This window comes from Streptacidiphilus rugosus AM-16, assembly GCF_000744655.1.
Lineage (GTDB): Bacteria > Actinomycetota > Actinomycetes > Streptomycetales > Streptomycetaceae > Streptacidiphilus > Streptacidiphilus rugosus.
On the sequence record NZ_JQMJ01000004.1, the window covers coordinates 4,107,642 to 4,124,847 of the forward strand.

Annotated in this window: 17 protein-coding genes; 9 read left to right on the forward strand and 8 right to left on the reverse strand. The window is 72.7% G+C overall.

Features of this window, described 5'->3' with window-relative positions; genetic code table 11:
* Positions 1–31: 31 nt before the first annotated feature.
* Positions 32–526, reverse strand: a complete 495-nt coding sequence (locus BS83_RS27725) for a hemerythrin domain-containing protein (RefSeq protein ID WP_037606189.1) — start codon at positions 524–526, stop codon at positions 32–34.
* Between the two features lie 98 nt (positions 527–624).
* A complete protein-coding gene (locus BS83_RS27730; RefSeq protein ID WP_037606190.1) occupies positions 625–1,170 on the reverse strand; it encodes an isochorismatase family cysteine hydrolase in 546 nt (181 codons plus the stop codon).
* Positions 1,171–1,436: 266 nt separating this feature from the next.
* Here BS83_RS27730 and BS83_RS47850 point away from each other — a divergent pair, with 266 nt between their 5' ends.
* Together BS83_RS47850 and BS83_RS27735 are read left to right on the forward strand one after the other, a co-directional pair.
* Positions 1,437–1,598 (forward strand): SDR family oxidoreductase, encoded by a 162-nt coding sequence (locus tag BS83_RS47850; protein ID WP_232248505.1) that lies wholly within the window; start codon positions 1,437–1,439, stop codon positions 1,596–1,598.
* Positions 1,599–1,690: 92 nt separating this feature from the next.
* Positions 1,691–2,086 carry a TraR/DksA family transcriptional regulator gene (locus tag BS83_RS27735; protein ID WP_051944123.1) on the forward strand — a complete coding sequence of 132 codons (396 nt, stop codon included), beginning with the start codon at positions 1,691–1,693 and terminating at the stop codon, positions 2,084–2,086.
* 83 nt (positions 2,087–2,169) lie between these two features.
* Here BS83_RS27735 and BS83_RS27740 read toward each other — a convergent pair whose 3' ends face one another.
* Positions 2,170–2,334, reverse strand: coding sequence for a hypothetical protein (locus BS83_RS27740; RefSeq protein WP_037606191.1), 165 nt, complete (start codon positions 2,332–2,334; stop codon positions 2,170–2,172).
* A gap of 102 nt (positions 2,335–2,436) precedes the next feature.
* Here BS83_RS27740 and BS83_RS45775 point away from each other — a divergent pair, with 102 nt between their 5' ends.
* Both BS83_RS45775 and BS83_RS27745 read left to right on the forward strand, forming a co-directional pair.
* Complete coding sequence (locus tag BS83_RS45775) at positions 2,437–2,583, forward strand: hypothetical protein (RefSeq protein WP_157597342.1); 147 nt, start codon at positions 2,437–2,439, stop codon at positions 2,581–2,583.
* A 50-nt stretch (positions 2,584–2,633) separates the two neighbouring features.
* Positions 2,634–3,857, forward strand: a complete 1,224-nt coding sequence (locus BS83_RS27745) for a PP2C family protein-serine/threonine phosphatase (RefSeq protein WP_232248506.1) — start codon at positions 2,634–2,636, stop codon at positions 3,855–3,857.
* Between the two features lie 12 nt (positions 3,858–3,869).
* Here the strand turns inward: BS83_RS27745 and BS83_RS27750 are convergent, their stop codons facing one another.
* Together BS83_RS27750 and BS83_RS27755 are read right to left on the reverse strand one after the other, a co-directional pair.
* Positions 3,870–4,289, reverse strand: coding sequence for an ATP-binding protein (locus BS83_RS27750; RefSeq protein ID WP_037606192.1), 420 nt, complete (start codon positions 4,287–4,289; stop codon positions 3,870–3,872).
* A gap of 206 nt (positions 4,290–4,495) precedes the next feature.
* Positions 4,496–5,347, reverse strand: coding sequence for a SigB/SigF/SigG family RNA polymerase sigma factor (locus tag BS83_RS27755; RefSeq protein WP_037606193.1), 852 nt, complete (start codon positions 5,345–5,347; stop codon positions 4,496–4,498).
* A 209-nt stretch (positions 5,348–5,556) separates the two neighbouring features.
* Here BS83_RS27755 and BS83_RS27760 point away from each other — a divergent pair, with 209 nt between their 5' ends.
* The gene (locus BS83_RS27760; protein ID WP_051944125.1) at positions 5,557–9,492 is read left to right on the forward strand and encodes a HAMP domain-containing protein; all 3,936 of its coding nucleotides are present in this window, start codon (positions 5,557–5,559) and stop codon (positions 9,490–9,492) included.
* Positions 9,489–11,852, forward strand: coding sequence for a GAF domain-containing SpoIIE family protein phosphatase (locus BS83_RS27765; RefSeq protein WP_051944127.1), 2,364 nt, complete (start codon positions 9,489–9,491; stop codon positions 11,850–11,852). The genes BS83_RS27760 and BS83_RS27765 overlap by 4 nt, the downstream gene beginning before the upstream one ends.
* 169 nt (positions 11,853–12,021) lie before the next feature.
* On the opposite strand, the gene BS83_RS27770 is transcribed toward BS83_RS27765, so the two are convergent.
* Entirely contained in the window at positions 12,022–12,705 is a 684-nt protein-coding gene (locus BS83_RS27770; RefSeq protein WP_037606194.1) for a TetR/AcrR family transcriptional regulator, read from the reverse strand.
* 79 nt (positions 12,706–12,784) lie between these two features.
* Here BS83_RS27770 and BS83_RS27775 point away from each other — a divergent pair, with 79 nt between their 5' ends.
* Entirely contained in the window at positions 12,785–13,699 is a 915-nt protein-coding gene (locus tag BS83_RS27775) for an alpha/beta fold hydrolase (protein WP_037606195.1), read from the forward strand.
* Between the two features lie 5 nt (positions 13,700–13,704).
* On the opposite strand, the gene BS83_RS27780 is transcribed toward BS83_RS27775, so the two are convergent.
* On the reverse strand, positions 13,705–14,280 hold the full coding sequence (locus BS83_RS27780) for a flavodoxin family protein (RefSeq protein ID WP_037609988.1): 576 nt from the start codon (positions 14,278–14,280) through the stop codon (positions 13,705–13,707).
* Between the two features lie 86 nt (positions 14,281–14,366).
* Between BS83_RS27780 and BS83_RS27785 the strand changes: the two genes are divergently transcribed.
* Positions 14,367–14,765, forward strand: coding sequence for a winged helix-turn-helix transcriptional regulator (locus BS83_RS27785; RefSeq protein WP_037606196.1), 399 nt, complete (start codon positions 14,367–14,369; stop codon positions 14,763–14,765).
* A gap of 6 nt (positions 14,766–14,771) precedes the next feature.
* Here the strand turns inward: BS83_RS27785 and BS83_RS27790 are convergent, their stop codons facing one another.
* On the reverse strand, positions 14,772–15,707 hold the full coding sequence (locus BS83_RS27790) for a LysR family transcriptional regulator (protein WP_037606197.1): 936 nt from the start codon (positions 15,705–15,707) through the stop codon (positions 14,772–14,774).
* A 147-nt stretch (positions 15,708–15,854) separates the two neighbouring features.
* On the opposite strand from BS83_RS27790, the gene BS83_RS27795 reads away from it, so the two are divergent.
* The gene (locus BS83_RS27795; RefSeq protein ID WP_037606198.1) at positions 15,855–17,099 is read left to right on the forward strand and encodes an MFS transporter; all 1,245 of its coding nucleotides are present in this window, start codon (positions 15,855–15,857) and stop codon (positions 17,097–17,099) included.
* The last annotated feature ends 107 nt before the right edge of the window (positions 17,100–17,206 follow it).

Sequence of the window (17,206 nt, forward strand, 5' to 3'; positions counted from 1 at the left end):
CGCCCCCGGGGCTCAGGCTCCGGGGCCGCACTCATGCGCTGACCGCGTCCGCGACGCGTTGGAGCAGGCCGGGCCGGTGCGGGGACGTCGGCGCGGTCTGCCGCAGCGCCAGCATGCGCTCGCCGATCTGCTGCAGTTCCCTGCGTCCCATCGCGGCGCGGACCTTGGGGAACCACTCCTGCTCCTCGGTGTGGATGTGCCGGGTGACCGCGTCGGTCAGCACGGCCATCTTCGCCGGGAGCTCCGGGTCGTCGTCGCGCATGGCGTCGATCTCCGCGCACAGGAGCTCGGCGACGTGGTGTTCCTGGTGGGCCAGGTCCATCTCGAAGGCCAGGTCGGGCACCTCCGCGCGGATCCGGGGGTAGAGAACCTCGTCCTCCAGGTAGGAGTGGACGGTGAGCTGCCGGACGATCTCGTCCGCGAGCTCCGCACGGGCGGCCTCGGCGGTCTCGGCACGGTACTGCCGGAACAGACGCTGGACCTCCTTGTGGTCCTCCTTGAGCAGGACCAGGGCGTCGGTGGACATCGCTTGCCTCCGCTGAGCGATCGGGGTGCCGCCACGCGGCCGGTCGGTGTACGGCGGATGCCCCCGGCGCGGCGGTTCACTCGCGCGCGTGCCCGGCGTCACAGCTCGACCGCCACCGCGTCGTCCAGGTCGGCGCCCATGTTGACCTGCATCATCCGCAGCGCGGCCCGGGCCAGGTCGGGATGGATGTGCGCGACCGCGTCGCGGGCCACGGCCACCTGGTAGTGCCGGATATGGGCGTCCAGGGCGGAGTACAGCACGCACTGTTCGGTGACCTGGCCGCACAGCACCAGGCGCCGGACGGCGTACTGCTGGAGCAGGTAGTCGAGCGGGGTCTGGTAGAAGACCGAGTGGCGGGCCTTGACCACGAACAGGGACCGGTCGTCGGGCCGGACCGGCTCGACGAGGTCGCCGTGCGGGCCGCGGAGCGCCTGGTCGAGGAGTTCCTGGTGGTGGGAGCGCCAGAGACCGAAGTTGTCGTTCACGTAGATCACCGGGAGGTCGCGCTGCCGCGCCCGCTCCAGCAGACGGGTGACGCTCGGAAGTACCGCCCGCACGGACGCGAGCAGCGGAGCGGCGTCGGGGTGGTCATAGGTGTTGATCATGTCGATGACCACGACGGCTGACTCGTGGGCGGGGTCCATGGTCACTGTCTCCGGGAGATGCGCGGTCCTGGGCCGGGCGTCTGCCCCGCTCACCGGCGGCCACGCCACGCGGTGGGCGGGTTGAACGGACCGGGCCAGGGCAGACGCCGGGCGATTCTCCGAACGACCTTGGAGGCGAGGGAGATGAGCGTGACCCGAGTGACCAAGCGTCCGCCGCCTCAACGCCCGCCACGGCCCCCGCTCGATCTGCGGACGCCCTCGGGCCGGCCGTTGCCGTACTGACCGGTCCGAGCGAGGAGACCACGATGACCTCAGACGGCGTGAACGGACGGGTGGCCTTGGTGACCGGCGGCTCGCGGGGGCTCGGACTGCTGATCGCCAGGGAACTGCTGGGGCGTGGTTGCCTCACCACGTTGAACGACCGGGCGGCCGCCCGGTTCAACCAGCGGCCTCCGTTCCCCGGATGACATCCGGACAACAGCCGGACAGACCCCGGTCCCGCCCGGACGGCCGCCGACGGCGGATCGCCTGGCCAGAGAAGGCAAAGGTAGGAGACAGCATGTCGCAGCAACGCGCAGCGGGCCGTCGCACGGCCGCACTCGCTTCCGAGACCGCCAGGGAGCGGCTGACCCTGCACCAGGCCGAAGTCCGTTCCAGGATCGCCGCCATGGAGCGCGAGTACCGGACGGTCGTGGAGGCGAACGCCCTGGTCGCCGTGGACGACGAGCACGACCCCGAGGGTTCGAGCACGGCGTTCGAGCGCGCGCATCTGGCGGCTCTGCTCGAACGGGGCCGTCAGGACCTGGAGCAGTTGAACGAGGCGATGAGGCGCGTGGAGGACGGCAGCTACGGGCGCTGCGAGGCCTGCCGGGCGCCCATTCCCGCCGAGCGTCTGGAGATCCGGCCGGCCGCCACCCACTGCGTCGCCTGCGCGGGGGCCGCCCCGGGTCCGTGAGCGGAGCGGCTGCCGGGACGGCGGGGCGGGCGGGAGCCGCATGATCGGCTCCCGCCCGCTGGTGTGGTTCCGTCAGATCGCCGCTACCAGCGGTACCACCGGCCGCGGGCCTCGCCCGCGCCGCGGAAGAAGAACCCCGCGATCCACAGCACCAGCACCACCACCGCGACCCACCAGAGGATGTGCACGGCGAACCCGACACCGCCCAGGATCAGGGCGAGCAGCAGAACCAACAGCAAGGGACCCATGGTGTATCCCACCTCCTTGAGGCCTCGTGTGCCCCCGAAGCCCCGGCTCATGCACGCCCCGCGCTCGGGCATGCGCCGTACCTTCCGGGGTAGACGCGGGCCATGGAGCAGATCACCAAGGCGGCGCGGACCGCGGTCGACTTGCTGCTCGTCGCGGTGGGCGGCCTGGCCCTGGGTGCCTTCGCGGTGTGGATCACCGTCCGAGGACCGCGCGCCCTCGTCGGTCCGCTGCCCGCCGCATTCGCATAGATCTTCCCCGAGCCGTCGGACGGCCCGCGGTGGAGGGCGAGGTGGTGACGGTGAGGGACGACGGACTCGGGCCGGTTCTGGCCGACGTGCTGGCCGCGTCCCACCGGCTCGCCCCGCGCGAGATCCCCGAACTGGTCCACCAGGCCGCACGGCGGCTGGGACTGACGGACGCCCGGATCTACGTCGCCGATCTGCAGCAGCGCGAGCTGGTCGCGCTGCCGACCCCCGAGCAGGCGGAACGGCTGATCGCCGAGGGCTCGATCGCGGATCTGGACACCCTCCCCATCGACTCCTCGCTCGCCGGGCGCGCCTACCGCACCGAGACGGCGCAGCTCACCCGCTGCGACTCCGACGGCGAGGACCGTACCGGCTGGATCCCGCTGGTGGACGGGATCGGCCGGGTCGGGGTGGTGCGGGTCGCCGCGCCGGAGCTCGATCCGCCGCTGCTGGACCGGTGCGAGGCCCTGGCCGGCCTGTTCGCCATGATCGTGGCCACCAAGCGGCCCTACAGCGACGTGCTGGCCCAGACCGTGCGCACCCGGGCGATGAGCCTGCAGGCGGAACTGCAGTGGGCGTTCATGCCGCCGCGCACCATCGGCACCGCGGACGTGACCTCAAGCGCCGTACTGGAACCCGCCTACGACGTCGGCGGCGACGCCTACGACCACAGCCTGGTCGGCCGCATACTGCACCTGACGCTGCTGGACGCGATGGGCCACGACCTGGCCTCGGGCGGCTGCAGCGCCGTGGCGCTGGCAGCGTGCCGCTCCACCCGCCGGGCCGGCGGGGACCTCGGTGACATCGCGGAACAGATCGACCGCACCTTGGAACGCTGGATTCCCGACAGGCTGCTGACCTGCGTCATCGCCGAGCTGGACACCCTCAGCGGCCGACTGTCGTGGATCAACTGCGGCCACCCGCCGCCGCTGCTGATCCGCGACCGCCGCATCGTGTCCGGCACCCTCGAGCGCCCCTCGCACCTGCCGCTCGGCCTGACCGGCTACCCGACCCCGCGCCCGCCCGTGCACACCGCCCATCTGCAACCGGGCGACCGCATCCTGCTGTTCACCGACGGCGTCACCGAGGCGCGCTCGGCCACCGGCGACCTGCTGGGCGAGGACCGCCTGGCGGACACCGTGGTCCGCGCCATGGCCGACGGTCTTCCCGCGCCGGAAGCCCTGCGCCGCCTGATCCAGCAGATCACCGACCAGCCGGGACAGCCGCTCAGGGACGACGCCACCATCCTCCTCACCGAGTGGCATCCGCGGCGTTGACCGCGTGCGCGGTCAGGCGTCGAACGCGGCCCAGACGGCTTTCCCGTGCGGGCCGCACGTCGTCCCCCACGCGGCGGCGAGCGCGTCGACGATGTGCAGGCCGTGCCCGCCCGGTCGGCCGGGCGCGGCGGGACGGGCGGCGGGCACGCGGGCGCCGGTGTCGGCGACGGACGCGGAGAACAGCTCGCCGTCGATCGCCAGGGCGAGTTCCGTGGCGCCGCCGGCGTGGGCCGTGGCGTTGGCGACGAGTTCGGACACCACCAGCAGCACGTCCTCGACCGACTCCTCGCCCCGCGGCGACCAGCGCCAGTCGGCCATGGCCTGTCGGGTGAAGTCGCGGGCCCGACCGACCGGCCCGTCCGCCCCACGCAGCGACAGGCGGCGCACCTGACGCGCGGGCTTCGGGACGGTGTCGGTCTCCGGCGCGCTCATCGCGGCGTCCGCAGTGTCCGCGGCGGTCGTCGGGTGCCCGGGGCGTGGCGCTCCGGGGCGCCGGCTGTCCGCTCGTTCATGACCCACGTCTCCCCTGCGGGTCGGGGCGTCATTCATCCGCAGGGTGAGCACGGCCGCACGCCTCCAGGGTTCGGGACTTCGCAGGGTCCGAGGGGTGATCGGGCGATCGGCCTGAGCGCCACGTCTCACTCGCTCAGGATCAGACGGAGCTTGGCCAGGACGTCGGAGAGGATGCGGGACACCTGCATCTGCGAGACGCCGATGTGCCGGCCGATCTCGGTCTGGGTCAGCTCCTCGACGAAGCGCAGCCGCAGCACCAGGCGCTCGCGCTCGGACAGCTCCACCATGGCCCGCTTGAGCGACAAAACGTTCTCTATGGTCTCCAGCGCGGGCTCCGGCCGGCCCAGCCGGTCGTGCAGGGGCCGGTCGTCGTCCTCGGTGCCGGGCGTCTCGATGGTTCCGGCGATGTAGCCGTTGGCCGCGATCTGTCCCTCGACGACCTGGTCGGCGCTGATGCCGAGATGGTCGGCGAGTTCGGCGGTGCTCGGCTCGCGCCCGAGCCGGCTGTGCAGGGCCTCGCCCGCGCGGGCGAGTTCGATGCGCAGTTCCTGGAGGCGGCGGGGCACGTGGACGGCCCAGCTGGTGTCGCGGAAGTGGCGCTTGATCTCCCCGACGATGGTCGGCAGCGCGTAGGTGACGAACTCCAGGCCCCGCTCAGGATCGAAGCGGTTGATCGCCTTGATCAGCCCGACGACGCCGACCTGGACGACGTCGTCCATGGTCTCGCTGCGGTGCGAGAACCGGGAGGCCGCGTGGCGGACCAGGCCCATGTTCAGCTCGACCAGGGTGTTGCGCACGTAGGAGTAGTCCGCGGTGCCCTCCTCCAGGCTCCGCAGCCGGACGAAGAGCACGTCCGTGATCTCGCGGACCTCGCGCACCGGCATCGACGACAGGTCGCTCGGCAGCTCCGGCCTGCTGGTCACGCGGGTGTCGGCGCTCTGCTCGACACGGGTTCGGCTGACGGCTTCGACAGGCACGGTGGTTTCCCCTCCAAGATCAGGACCGCACAGGACGAGACCGCGTTTACCCCGGTTCCGCGACTGTATGCAGGCGAATTCCGAGTCCCGCATCGCGGTCTTGAGCCCGCGCGGGAAGCCCTTACGCTGGGGTCGTTTGCGTTGGCAACCGTCGCACTCCGGGGTGGCGTGGGAGAGGTCCGGTGACAGGGGTGACAGGCGTGGCAGGCATGGAGGCGGGGCAGCGCGAGGTGGGACCCGAGACCGGAGCCGTGGGCCTCGGGCAGTTGCTGGCGGGTCTGACCGCGGTGCGGGACGGGGACTTCGGCACGAGGCTGCCCGAGGAGGACGAAGGCCTGCTCGGCGAGATCGCCGCCGTCTTCAACGGCATGGTCGACCAGCTCTCGCTGTTCACCTCGGAGGTCACCCGTGTCGCCCGCGAGGTCGGCACCGAAGGACGCCTCGGCGGGCAGGCCGAGGTGCCGGGCGTCTCGGGGACGTGGAAGGACCTGACCGAGTCCGTCAACGCGATGGCCGGCAACCTGACAACGCAGGTGCGCGACATCGCCCAGGTGGCGACCGCCGTGGCCACCGGAGACCTGTCGCAGAAGATCCAGGTCGACGCCCGCGGCGAGATCCTGGAACTGAAGAACACCGTCAACACCATGGTCGACCAGCTCTCCTCCTTCGCCGCCGAGGTCACCCGCGTCGCCCGCGAGGTCGGCACCGAAGGACGTCTCGGCGGACAGGCCGACGTGGTGGACGTGGCCGGCGTCTGGCGGGAACTGACCGACTCGGTCAACTTCATGGCCGGCAACCTGACCGGACAGGTGCGCTCCATCGCCCAGGTCGCCACCGCCGTCGCCAGGGGCGACCTCACCCGCAAGATCGACGTGGCGGCCAGGGGCGAGATCCTGGAGCTGAAGGAGACCATCAACACGATGGTCGACCAGCTCTCCGCGTTCGCGGACGAGGTCACCCGCGTCGCCAGGGACGTCGGCACCGAGGGCAACCTGGGCGGGCAGGCCACCGTCCGGGGCGTCTCCGGCACCTGGAAGGACCTGACCGACAACGTCAACGTGATGGCGTCGAACCTGACCAACCAGGTCCGCAACATCTCCGACGTCGCGACCGCCGTCGCCAAGGGCGACCTGTCACGGAAGGTGACCATCGAGGCCCGCGGCGAGGTCGCCGCGCTGGCCGGGGTCATCAACCTGATGGTCGACACCCTGTCCGCGTTCGCCGACGAGGTCACCCGGGTGGCCCGCGAGGTGGGCACCGAAGGGCAGTTGGGCGGCCAGGCCAGGGTGCCGAACGTCGCCGGCACCTGGAAGGACCTGACCGACAACGTCAACTCCATGGCGACCAACCTGACCAACCAGGTCCGCAACATCGCGCAGGTCACCACCGCCGTCGCCCAGGGCGACCTGACCCGCAGGATCGACGTCGACGCCCGCGGCGAGATCCTCACGCTGAAGACCACCATCAACACCATGGTCGACCAGCTCTCCGCCTTCGCCGCCGAGGTCACCCGCGTCGCCCGCGAGGTCGGCAGTGAGGGCCGCCTGGGCGGACAGGCCGAGGTCGAGGGCGTCTCCGGCACCTGGAAGCGGCTCACCGAGAACGTCAACGAGCTGGCCGGGAACCTCACCCGCCAGGTGCGCGCCATCGCCGAGGTCACCAGCGCCGTCGCCCAGGGGGACCTGACCCGGTCCATCACCGTCGACGCCTCCGGCGAGGTCGCCGACCTCAAGGACAACATCAACGCGATGGTCCACTCCCTGCGCGAGACCACCCGCGCCAACCGGGAGCAGGACTGGCTCAAGTCCAACCTGGCGCGCCTGTCCGCGCTGATGCAGGGGCAGCGCGACCTGCCCGTCGTGGCGGAGCTGGTCATGGACGAGCTCACCCCGCTGGTGGACGCCCAGTACGGGGCGTTCTATCTGGCCGAGGACGGGGCCGAGAAGCCGCGCCTGCGCATGATCGGTTCCTACGGGCACGCGGACGCCGACGCGGACCAGTCCTTCGCGCTGGGCCAGTCCCTGGTCGGGCAGGCCGCCCGCAGCAGGCGCACCATCAGCGTGGAGTCCCTGCCCGCCGACTACGCCGTCATCTCCTCGGGCATGGGCTCCACCACGCCCAAGGCCCTGACCGTGCTGCCGCTGGTGGTCGAGGACGCGGTCCTCGGGGTGATCGAGCTCGGCTCCGTGACGCCGTTCACGGCGGTGCACCGCGACTTCCTGCAGCGCCTGACCGAGATGGTCGGGGTCAGCCTCAACTCCATCCTGGCCAACGCCAGGACCGACGAGCTGCTGGCCGAGTCGCAGCGGCTGGCCGCCGAACTGCAGGACCAGTCGGGGCAGTTGCAGTCCCGTCAGGAGGAGCTGCAGCGCTCCAACGCGGAGCTGGAGGAGAAGGCCTCGCTGCTGGTCGCGCAGAACATGGACATCGAGGCCAAGAACCTGCAGATCGAACAGGCCCGGCAGGAGCTGGAGCAGCGGGCGCAGCAGCTGTCGATCGCCTCGAAGTACAAGTCGGAGTTCCTGGCCAACATGAGCCACGAACTGCGCACCCCGCTCAACAGCCTGCTGATCCTGGCGCAGTTGCTCGCCCAGAACCCCAGCCGGAACCTGACGCCCAAGCAGGTCGAGTACGCGGGCATCATCCACTCCGCGGGGTCGGACCTGCTGCAGCTGATCAACGACATCCTCGACCTGTCCAAGGTCGAGGCGGGCAAGATGGACCTCAGCCTGGAGCCCACCGCACTCCGGGCGCTGACCGACTACGTCGAGGCCAGCTTCCGCCCCCTCACCAGTGAGAAGGCCCTCGACTTCCGCGTCCACGTCGCCGCCGACGCGCCGCGGACGCTGATCACCGACGAGTCCCGACTGCGGCAGGTGCTGCGCAACCTGCTGTCGAACGCGGTGAAGTTCACCGACTCCGGACGGGTGGACCTGCGGATCTCCGGCGCGGACGAGCAGACGGCGCCGCCGGTGCTGCGCGGACGCGGCCCCGTGGTCGCCTTCGAGGTGGCCGACACCGGCATCGGCATCTCCGACGAGCTGCTCAGTGTCATCTTCGAGGCGTTCCAGCAGGCCGACGGCACCACCAGCCGCCGCTACGGCGGCACCGGCCTGGGCCTGTCGATCAGCCGGGAGATGGCGCAGCTCCTCGGCGGAGTGATCACCGTGACCAGCGGGGTCGGGGAGGGCAGCCGTTTCACCCTGTTCCTGCCGGCCCGTCACCCGGGGGCGGTGGACCTGGTCCTGGAGGAGGAGGGACCGGTGGCCGTGCCGGTCGAGTCCGGTCCCGTCGCCGCTCCGGCGGCGGCCGAACGGCGGCTGCTGGTCCTGGAGAAGGAGACCCGCGGTCTGCTGACGCTGGTCGCCGAGAGCGCCGTCGCGGACCTCGCCGCCGCGGAGCCGCAGGGCAGCCCGGTGCGGACCAGCAACGTCTCCCAGGTCACCGAGGCCGCGGCCGTTCTCGCCCTGGAGCAGCAGCACTGCATCGTGGTGGAGCTCAACGCCGCCGACCCACAGGCCTGGCGGTTCCTGCAGGCGCTCGACGAGGACCACGCGCTGCGCGACATCCCGGTGCTGGTGCACACCCACGCCCTGTCGGCCGCGGACGAGAAGCGCCTGCGCGACCAGGCCGGCCAGCGCCAGGTCGACGTCACCGCGAGCCTGGACGAACTGCGCGCGCGGATCAGGGAACGGCTGGCCGCCCAGACGCCCGCGCCGGTCCCGAGCGCCGCGCGCAGCACGGCCGCGACCGTCGAGATCGACGAGCGGCTGGCGCAGCGCACCGCCCTCGTGGTCGACGACGACGTGCGGAACGTCTTCGCGATCACCCAGATCCTGGAGCTGCAGGGCATGCGGGTGCTGCACGCCGAGAACGGCCGCGCAGGACTGGAGACCCTCACCGCCCATCCCGAGATCTCGCTGGTCCTGATGGACGTGATGATGCCGGAGATGGACGGTTACGAGGCCACCGCCGCGATCCGGGCGCTGCCGCAGTACGCCTCCCTGCCGGTGATCGCGGTCACCGCCAAGGCGATGCCGGGCGACCGCGACAAGAGCATGGCCGCGGGCGCCGACGCCTACATCACCAAGCCCGTCGACGCCGCCGCCCTGGTCGCCTCGATCCTGGAGGTGCTGGCCCTGTGAGCGGCTCGCCCCTTCCCGGCGGGCGCCCGACACCGGCCGACGGCCGACCGGAGAGGGGTTCCAGCGACCCCGGCGGTGTCGGCTCCGGCATCCGGCGGCTCAGCGGCACCGTGCAGCGCGTCCACGAGGCCCTGCCCGTTCCCAGCGAGGCCGCCGACGCGCGGGCGCTGGTCGACTGCGCGGTCGGCATCCTGATGGAACGCACCCGGCGGTCGGCCGGCGGCGCACGCGAACTGCTGGACACCATGGCGGCCGCGAGCGAGAGCGGCGTGCTGCAGACGGCGGCGGAGCTGGTGGCCCGCGCCTCCCGTCCGGGCCCGGCGGGGACCCACCAGGGAGCGCCGTCCGAGGTTTCCGGCGAGGCCCGGGCGGACGGCCGGAGCGCGCCGGAGGTGCAGCAGGCCGCGAAGGCCCTGCTGGACAACGCGCTCGAGCCGCTCGGTGCGCACGCGGTGGCGCTGTGGGCCCAGGCCCTGGACGGCACGCTGCACCTGGCCGGCCAGGCCGGGTTCGCGCCCGGATCGCTGCCGGAGCGCCAGGCACACGCCGGGGGTCCGACCGCCGTGCCGACGGTGGCGCAGGAGGCCGCCCGCACCGGTGAGCTGTGCTGGTCCGCCCCTGACGGTCCGCCGCCCAGCAGCCCGCCCTGTCACACCACGCCCAGGGCGGCGGTGGCGGCCTACCTCGACGGCCAGGTGGTCGGGATCCTGGAGGTGTGCTGGGCCCAGCCGCCCACGCCCGACGTCCGGCTGGAGCGCCAGTTGGAGGCGCTCGCGAACCTGGCGGCGCGTCTGATCACGGACGGCGCCCAGGAGCTGCCGGTGGCCGCGGCCGCCCCGGACACGACCGCGTCACGACTGGCGGAGAGTCTGCCGGACCCCGTGATGGTGCTCGTCCCCGCGTTCGACACCCGCGGCCGGCTGGCCGACTTCACCATCGCCCACACCAACAACCGCTTCCGCGACCTGGCCGGCCGGCCGGCGACGCTGCTGGCCGGGCGGCTGCTGCGTCAGGCCTACCCCGCCTTCACCCGGCCGGGCGGCGTGTGGGAGAAGATCGAGCACGTCTTCGCGACCGGGGAGCCCTACCGCTCCGAGGACTTCCCGCTGCACGCCCAGGTCGGCGACGTGGGCGTCACCATCCGTGCCCACCTGGGCATCAGCCGCATCAACGACACCGCCCTGGTCACCTGGCGGCTTCTGGACGAGAACGCCCAGCGCCTGGGCACCCTGCTGCAGCACGCCCAACGCCTGGGCCGCATCGGCGGTTTCGAGGACGACCTCGTCCACGGTCGCACCACCTGGAACGACGAGCTCTACGACCTGTTCGGCCGCTCCCCCGCCGACCCTCCGCTGCCGCTGTCCGAAGTGCGGGCGCGGATCCACGAGGACGACCGGGCCGGCTTCGACCTGTTCACGACCACCGTCACGCACTTCCGCAAGCCCGCGTCCGTCGCGCTGCGGGTGCGCCGCGGCGACCATGTGATCCGGCATGTACGGCTCACCGCCGAGGCCGTCGTCGACCACGCCGGGGAGCTGGTCGCCGTGCGCGGCGCCTGCCAGGACGTCTCCGCGCACCACTGGACCGAGGTCGCCCTGGAGGCGACCAGGGACCAGCTCGCCCGCTCCGAGGCCGACGCGCGCGACCGCGCCCGGCTGGCCCGACAGTTGCAGCACGCCATCATGCCCGCCACCCCGCAGACGACCGAGGTCCGCGGCCTGGACATCGCGGTCCGCTACCGGCCCGCGAGCCAGGACGAGGCGGTCGGGGGCGACTGGTACGACGCCGTCGAGCTGCCCAACGGCACCGTCCTGATCGCGGTCGGCGACGTCGCGGGGCACGGCATCGGCGCGGCCACCGGGATGGTGGCGCTGCGCAACGCGCTGCGCGGTCTGGCGGCCACCGGAGCGGGCCCGGCGCAGCTCCTGTCCTGGCTGAACAACGTCGCGTTCCATCTGACCGACAACGTCACCGCCACCGCGATCTGCGCGATCTTCGACCCCGACACCCGCTGCCTGCACTGGGCCCGGGCCGGGCACCTGCCCCCGGTCCTGCTCGCCGACGGCGTGCCGAGTCAGGCGGCCGCAGGCCCGGGGATCCTGCTGGGCGCCCTGCCGGACGCCGTCTACCAGGAGCAGCAACTGGAGCTGACGCCAGGTCAGACCCTGTTCCTGTTCACCGACGGGCTGATCGAACGCAAGGACGACACGGGCCAGGGCGACCTGCTCGACACCCTCCGCGACCCGTCCTTCCCCGCCGACCGGCCCCTGCCCGACCAGCTCGACCATCTGCTGGCGCACAGCCTCTCCGACACCGACGACGACACGTGCCTCATCGGGGTCCGGATCCCCCCGGTCTGAGATCGCACGTTTGCGCGGGGCCATGGGCGGTCACACGCAGGACGTCGGCGCGCCGCAAGGGCCGCCGACCTGGGACACGCGGACGGCCCGTCCCCCCGAGGCCGTGCCGTGTGCTCCCGCTGGGCCCCGTGCCACGTCCCCCCACGGCGCGGGGCCCGGCCATCCGTCCTCAGGGCGTGGACGGCCGGTCCAGCACCCCGGCGAGGGCCCGGCTGAGCACCGTGTGGAAGGGATCGCTCGGCGCTCGGTCGGCGGGAGACGCCGACAGCCCGGCGATGCGGGGATGGTGGCCGGCCACGGCGACGTGGTGCAGATAGGCGGCCTGGCGCGCGGCGCCGGCCGCGGTGGCGGTGACCTCGTTCTGGACGAAGAGGGCGGTCAGCCCGCCGAGCAGGGCGAACGCCTGGACCTTCCTGCCCGCGTCGGCGGGATGCTCGGCCAGGACGTCGAGGACGTGCTCCAGCAGGTCGGCGCCGTGGGGGCCCAGCGCGGGCCGGCTGATGACCAGGGCGGGAAGCCACGGGTGGCCGCGCATGATCCGGCGCGCCTGGTCGGCGACGGCCAGCAGGTCGGCCTCCCAGTCGCCGGTGGGAGCGGGGAGCCGGTACTCGGCAGCGGTGCTGTCGGTCATCAGGTCGAGCAGGTCGTCGCGGGTGGCCACGTAGCGGTAGAGCGAGGCGGCGCCGGTGCCCAGGACGGACGCGACCCGGCGCATGGTGACGGCCTCCAGCCCCTCCCGGTCGGCCAGTTCCATCGCTGCGGCGGTGATCTCGGCGCGGCTGCGCTCGGCCGGGCGTCCCACTGGGGCCTGCTCCGGCCGCAGCCAGATCACCTCGTCCTCCCGCGCCGCCATGGGCACCTCCCTCGTTGCCCGACATCCTATCCATCGCGTACGGTGTTCGCGAACGCCATTCGCAAACAAGGAGACCGGCATGACGCGTTATGCGCACAACGGCGAAGTCCGCCTCGCCTTCGAGGACCTGGGCGGAACGGGCGGCGACCCCCTGCTGCTGGTCATGGGGCTGGGCACCTCCCGGTTCTGGTGGCCGGAGGGGCTCGTCGGCGCACTCGTGGAGCGGGGCTTCCATGTCGTGGCCTACGACCAGCGGGACGCGGGCCAGTCCAGCCGCCTGTCGCAGCGCCGGGCCGCCTCCCCCCTCGCCGCCCTGACGCGCCGGGCGGCCCCGGCCTACAGCGCCGAGGACCTGACGGACGACGCGGTCGCGGTCATGGACGCCCTGGGCTGGCAGCGCGCCCACGTCTTCGGCCACTCGCTCGGCGGCCTGGTCGCCCAGCGGACGGCGATCCGGCACCCGGACCGGGTGCTGAGCGTCACCTCGTCCTCCGCCGTGCCCAGCGATGCGAAGGCCCTGCGCACCCTGCGCTATCTGCGGCCGCTGCTGCTGACGCGCTTCATGCGGCTGCACTTCCCCGAGACCCCGGAGGGAGATCTCGCACTGGCCCTGGCCGTCGTCGGGCTGCTGGTCGCCCCCGGGCGGCCGGTCGACGAGGGCGACGTCCGCGAGTTCGTCGAGCGGGAGGCCGCCCACGGGGTCTCCAGCTTCCGCGACGAGGAGGCCCAGAGCCGCCAGATCGGAGCGAAGTGGACGGGCGGGCCGCTGGCCCGGATCGCCGCGCCGATGCTGGTGCTGCACGGCGAGGACGACCCGCTGCTGCGCGTGGCCGCCGCCAGGGACACCGCCGCGGCCGTCCCCGGCGCACGCCTGCGAACGGTGCCCGGGACCGGCCACTTCCTCACCCGCGAGGTCTGGCACACCTACGCCGAGGAGGTGCGGGCCCTCGCCGGCCTGGCCGCCGACCCGGGCCGCACCGCCCTGCGGCCCTGAGCCCGTCAGGCGGCGGGGGCGAAGCGCTTGGCGGTCTCGGCCAGGCGGCGGCCGAGGTGTTCCGCGGTGGCAATGTCCGCCTTGTGGACCGCGTCGGGGCCCTGGTCGACATTGGTCTGGGCGGCCGCGCCGAGGAAGAAGCCGAGCCGGTTGAGGTCGTTCTCGGAGGCCTCGCTGCTGTTCCAGCCCGGGTGGAGGCCCAGGTTGACCCAGTGCATGCCGTGCTGCGCGGCCAGGACCGTGAAGAACTGCAGGGTGTTGAGCTTGTCGCCGCTCTTGGAGCCGGAGTTGGTGAAGCCGGCGGCGAGCTTGTCACGCCACTCGGAGCCGAACCAGCGCTTGGAGGAGGCCTCCGCGAAGGCGTGGAACGCGGCCGACGCGGTGCCCATGTAGGTCGGCGAGCCGAAGACGATCGCGTCCGAGGCGTCCAGCAGGGCCCACTGCTCCTCGGTGATGGTGTCGACGGGGATGAGGTGCACGGTCGCGCCGGCGTCGGTCGCGCCGTTGCGGACGGCCTCGGCGAGGACGGCGGTGTGGCCGTAGCCGGAGTGGAAGGCGATGGAGATCACGGGGTTCGTCATGCCCTTGAGCATGGCACTAACCAAATGAAAGTGCAAACGAAAAGTTAGCGCTTCCGAATGGTTAGCCACTGGGCTACGCTGGCGGCATGGCTGACGCGCAGACCCCCGCCCCCGTGGCCGACGACTTCGACGTGTTCGCGCGCAACTGCCCCTCGCGCCCCGCGCTGGAGCACATCACCGGACGCTGGGGCCTGCTCGTGCTCGCCGCCCTGAGCGAGCTCGGCGTGGCGCGCTTCGGCGAGGTCCGCCGCAAGATCGACGGGATCAGCGAGAAGATGCTGTCCCAGACCCTGCACACGCTGGAGCGCGACGGGTTCGCCCACCGCACCGTCATCGCGGCGATGCCCCCGCACGTCGAGTACCGGCTCACCCCGCTCGGCGCGGAGACCGCCGTCAGACTGCTGGACCTGATCGAGCACCTGCACCACGCGATGCCCGCGATCCTGGCCGCCCAGGACCAGTACGACGCCGCCCAGGGCGGCTGAGCCGGCTCAGATCGGGGACACCCAGCGCGGACGCCAGGTCCCTGCGGCGTCGTGGCCGGTCACCGTGGCGGCGAGGTGGGCACGGAGGGTCGGCAGCGCGGGGTGGGGGTTGTCGCGGTGCCAGAGGAGCGAGTGCGGGTAGACGGGGGTCGGGTCGGTCACCGGGATGCGGCGCAGACCGTGGTCGGCGGGCCGGACCAGGCGGGTCAGACCGCCCATGAAGGTGGCCAGGGCGGGGGTGTCGGCGATGGTGTCGAGCAGCGCGTCGGAACCGAAGTTGGGGCCGGTCGCCTCGACGGTGAGGCCGAACTCGGCCACGAGGTCGTCGTAGTAGGCCGCCCACTCGGTGCCGGGGACGATGCCGGGCATCCAGATCCGGTGCCCGACGAGCTGAGGCAGGGTCACCGACCGGGCCCCGGCCAGCGCGTGGTCCGGGCCGGTGAGGAGTTCGAGCGGCTCGTCGAGCACCCGGACCGAGGCGATGTCCTCGGGAAGGGGCCGACCGGGCATCGCCACCGCGCGGAAGGACGCGTCGATCGCACCGGAGCGGAGGGCGGCGACGGCGGCCTCGATCTCCCACACCATCAGCACGTCGAGCTCCACGTCGGGGTACGCGCGGTGGAAGCCGCGCATCAGGCCCGAGGCCGCGCCGCGCGAGTTCAGCACGTCCACGCGGAGCGGACGGCGACCGCTGCGCACCGAGGTGACCGCGCGCTCGGCGACCCGCACCAGCTCCCTGGCGTGCGGCAGGAACGCCTGCCCGTCGATGGTGAGCTCGGCGCCGCGCGGCGTGCGGGTGAACAGCCGCACCCCGAGGTCGCGCTCCAGGCCCGCGATGCGCTTGGAGACCGCCTGCTGGGTGATCGACAGCTCGGCCGCGGCCCGCTGGAAACGGCCCGCGTCGGCGACGGCGACATAGGTGCGCACCGCGTCCAGATCCATGTCGGCCCACCCTAGGCGACCACGACGGGCGACAACGAACGGTTGTGGGCGGTCGGCGTGGCGGTTGTTTGACCTGCTACGGCTCGACGCGGTTGGCTCTCTCCGGTCAATGTCCGATTGTTCAGGTCAGCGAGGGGGTGCGCCGGGATGGCGGGCCGACGACGTCTGGGCCGGCCGTTCGGCCTGCTCTGGGCGGCCTATGCGGTGAGCGCCTACGGCTCCGGTCTCGGCTTCGGCGCGCTGCCCCTGATCGCCGTGCTGGTGCTGCACGCCTCCCCCGCCGAGGTGTCCGCGCTGTCCGCGGTGGGGCCCGCGGTGGGCGCGCTGATCGCGGTGCCGCTCGCCCCGTGGGTGGAGTTCCGGCGCAAGCGCCCGGTCATGATCACCATGGATCTGATCCGCTGCGCGGCCATCGCCTCGATCCCTGTCGCCTACGCGTGGGGCGCGCTCGGTTTCCTCCAGCTGCTCGTGGTCTCGGCCGTCACCGCGGCCGCCAAGATCGCGTTCAACGCGGCGAGCGGCGCCCACCTCAAGACGCTGGTCCGGCCGGAGGACCTGCTCGTCGCCAACGCGCGGTTCGAATCGACGAACTGGAGCTCCATCGCGGTGGGTCCGCCGCTGGGCGGGGCGGCGATCGGCGTGCTGGGGCCGGTCACCACCGTGGTGGCCGACGCGCTCAGCTACCTGCTCTCGGCGCTGGGCATCACCGCGATCAGGGGTCGGGAGGAGGCGCCGCCCCCGCCCGAGGCGGGCCGGGCCAGGGCGGGCGCGGTGCTCGACGGATGGCGGCACATCCTGGGCGATCCGGCCCTGCGCCGGCTCTACCTCAACAACCTGCTCGTCTCCGGTCTGATCATGGCCACCGAGCCGCTACTGGCTGTCCTGCTCCTCCGCGACCTCGGCTTCCCGCCGTGGCAGTACGGCCTCGCCTTCGCGGCCCCCTGTCTCGGCGGGCTCATCGGCTCCCGACTGGCCCGCCGGGTGGTGGCCCGCCACGGCCGGCAGTGGGTCTTCCGTACCGTCGGCGCCCTGCGCGCCGTCTGGCTGATCGGCCTGGTCTTCGTGCGGCCCGGGGTCGTCGGCCTGGTCACCGTGATGGCGGTCGAGCTGGCGATCATCGTCAACATGAGCCTCTACACGCCGGTGCTCGCCACCTACCGGTTGGAGCGCACGCCCAGGCACCTGCTCGCCCGCACCCTGTCGGCCTGGTCGGTCGGCACCCAGGCGTCCATCGCCGTCTGCACCGCGCTCGGCGGCCTGCTCGCCGACGCGACCGGTCCACGTACCGCCCTCGCGGTCGCCGGACTGCTCATCCTGGTCAGCCCGCTGCTGCTCCCCCGCAGCGACCTGACCCCGCAGGCCGAACCCGAGCGCTCCGCCAGCCCCGCCTGACAGCCCCACCTGGCAGCCCCGCCTGACCCGCGGCGATTCGGCGGCACGCGCGCGCGATGGCGTGGACACTGGAACTGGCGTGCGTGCCGGGAGGACCGCCGCGCGGG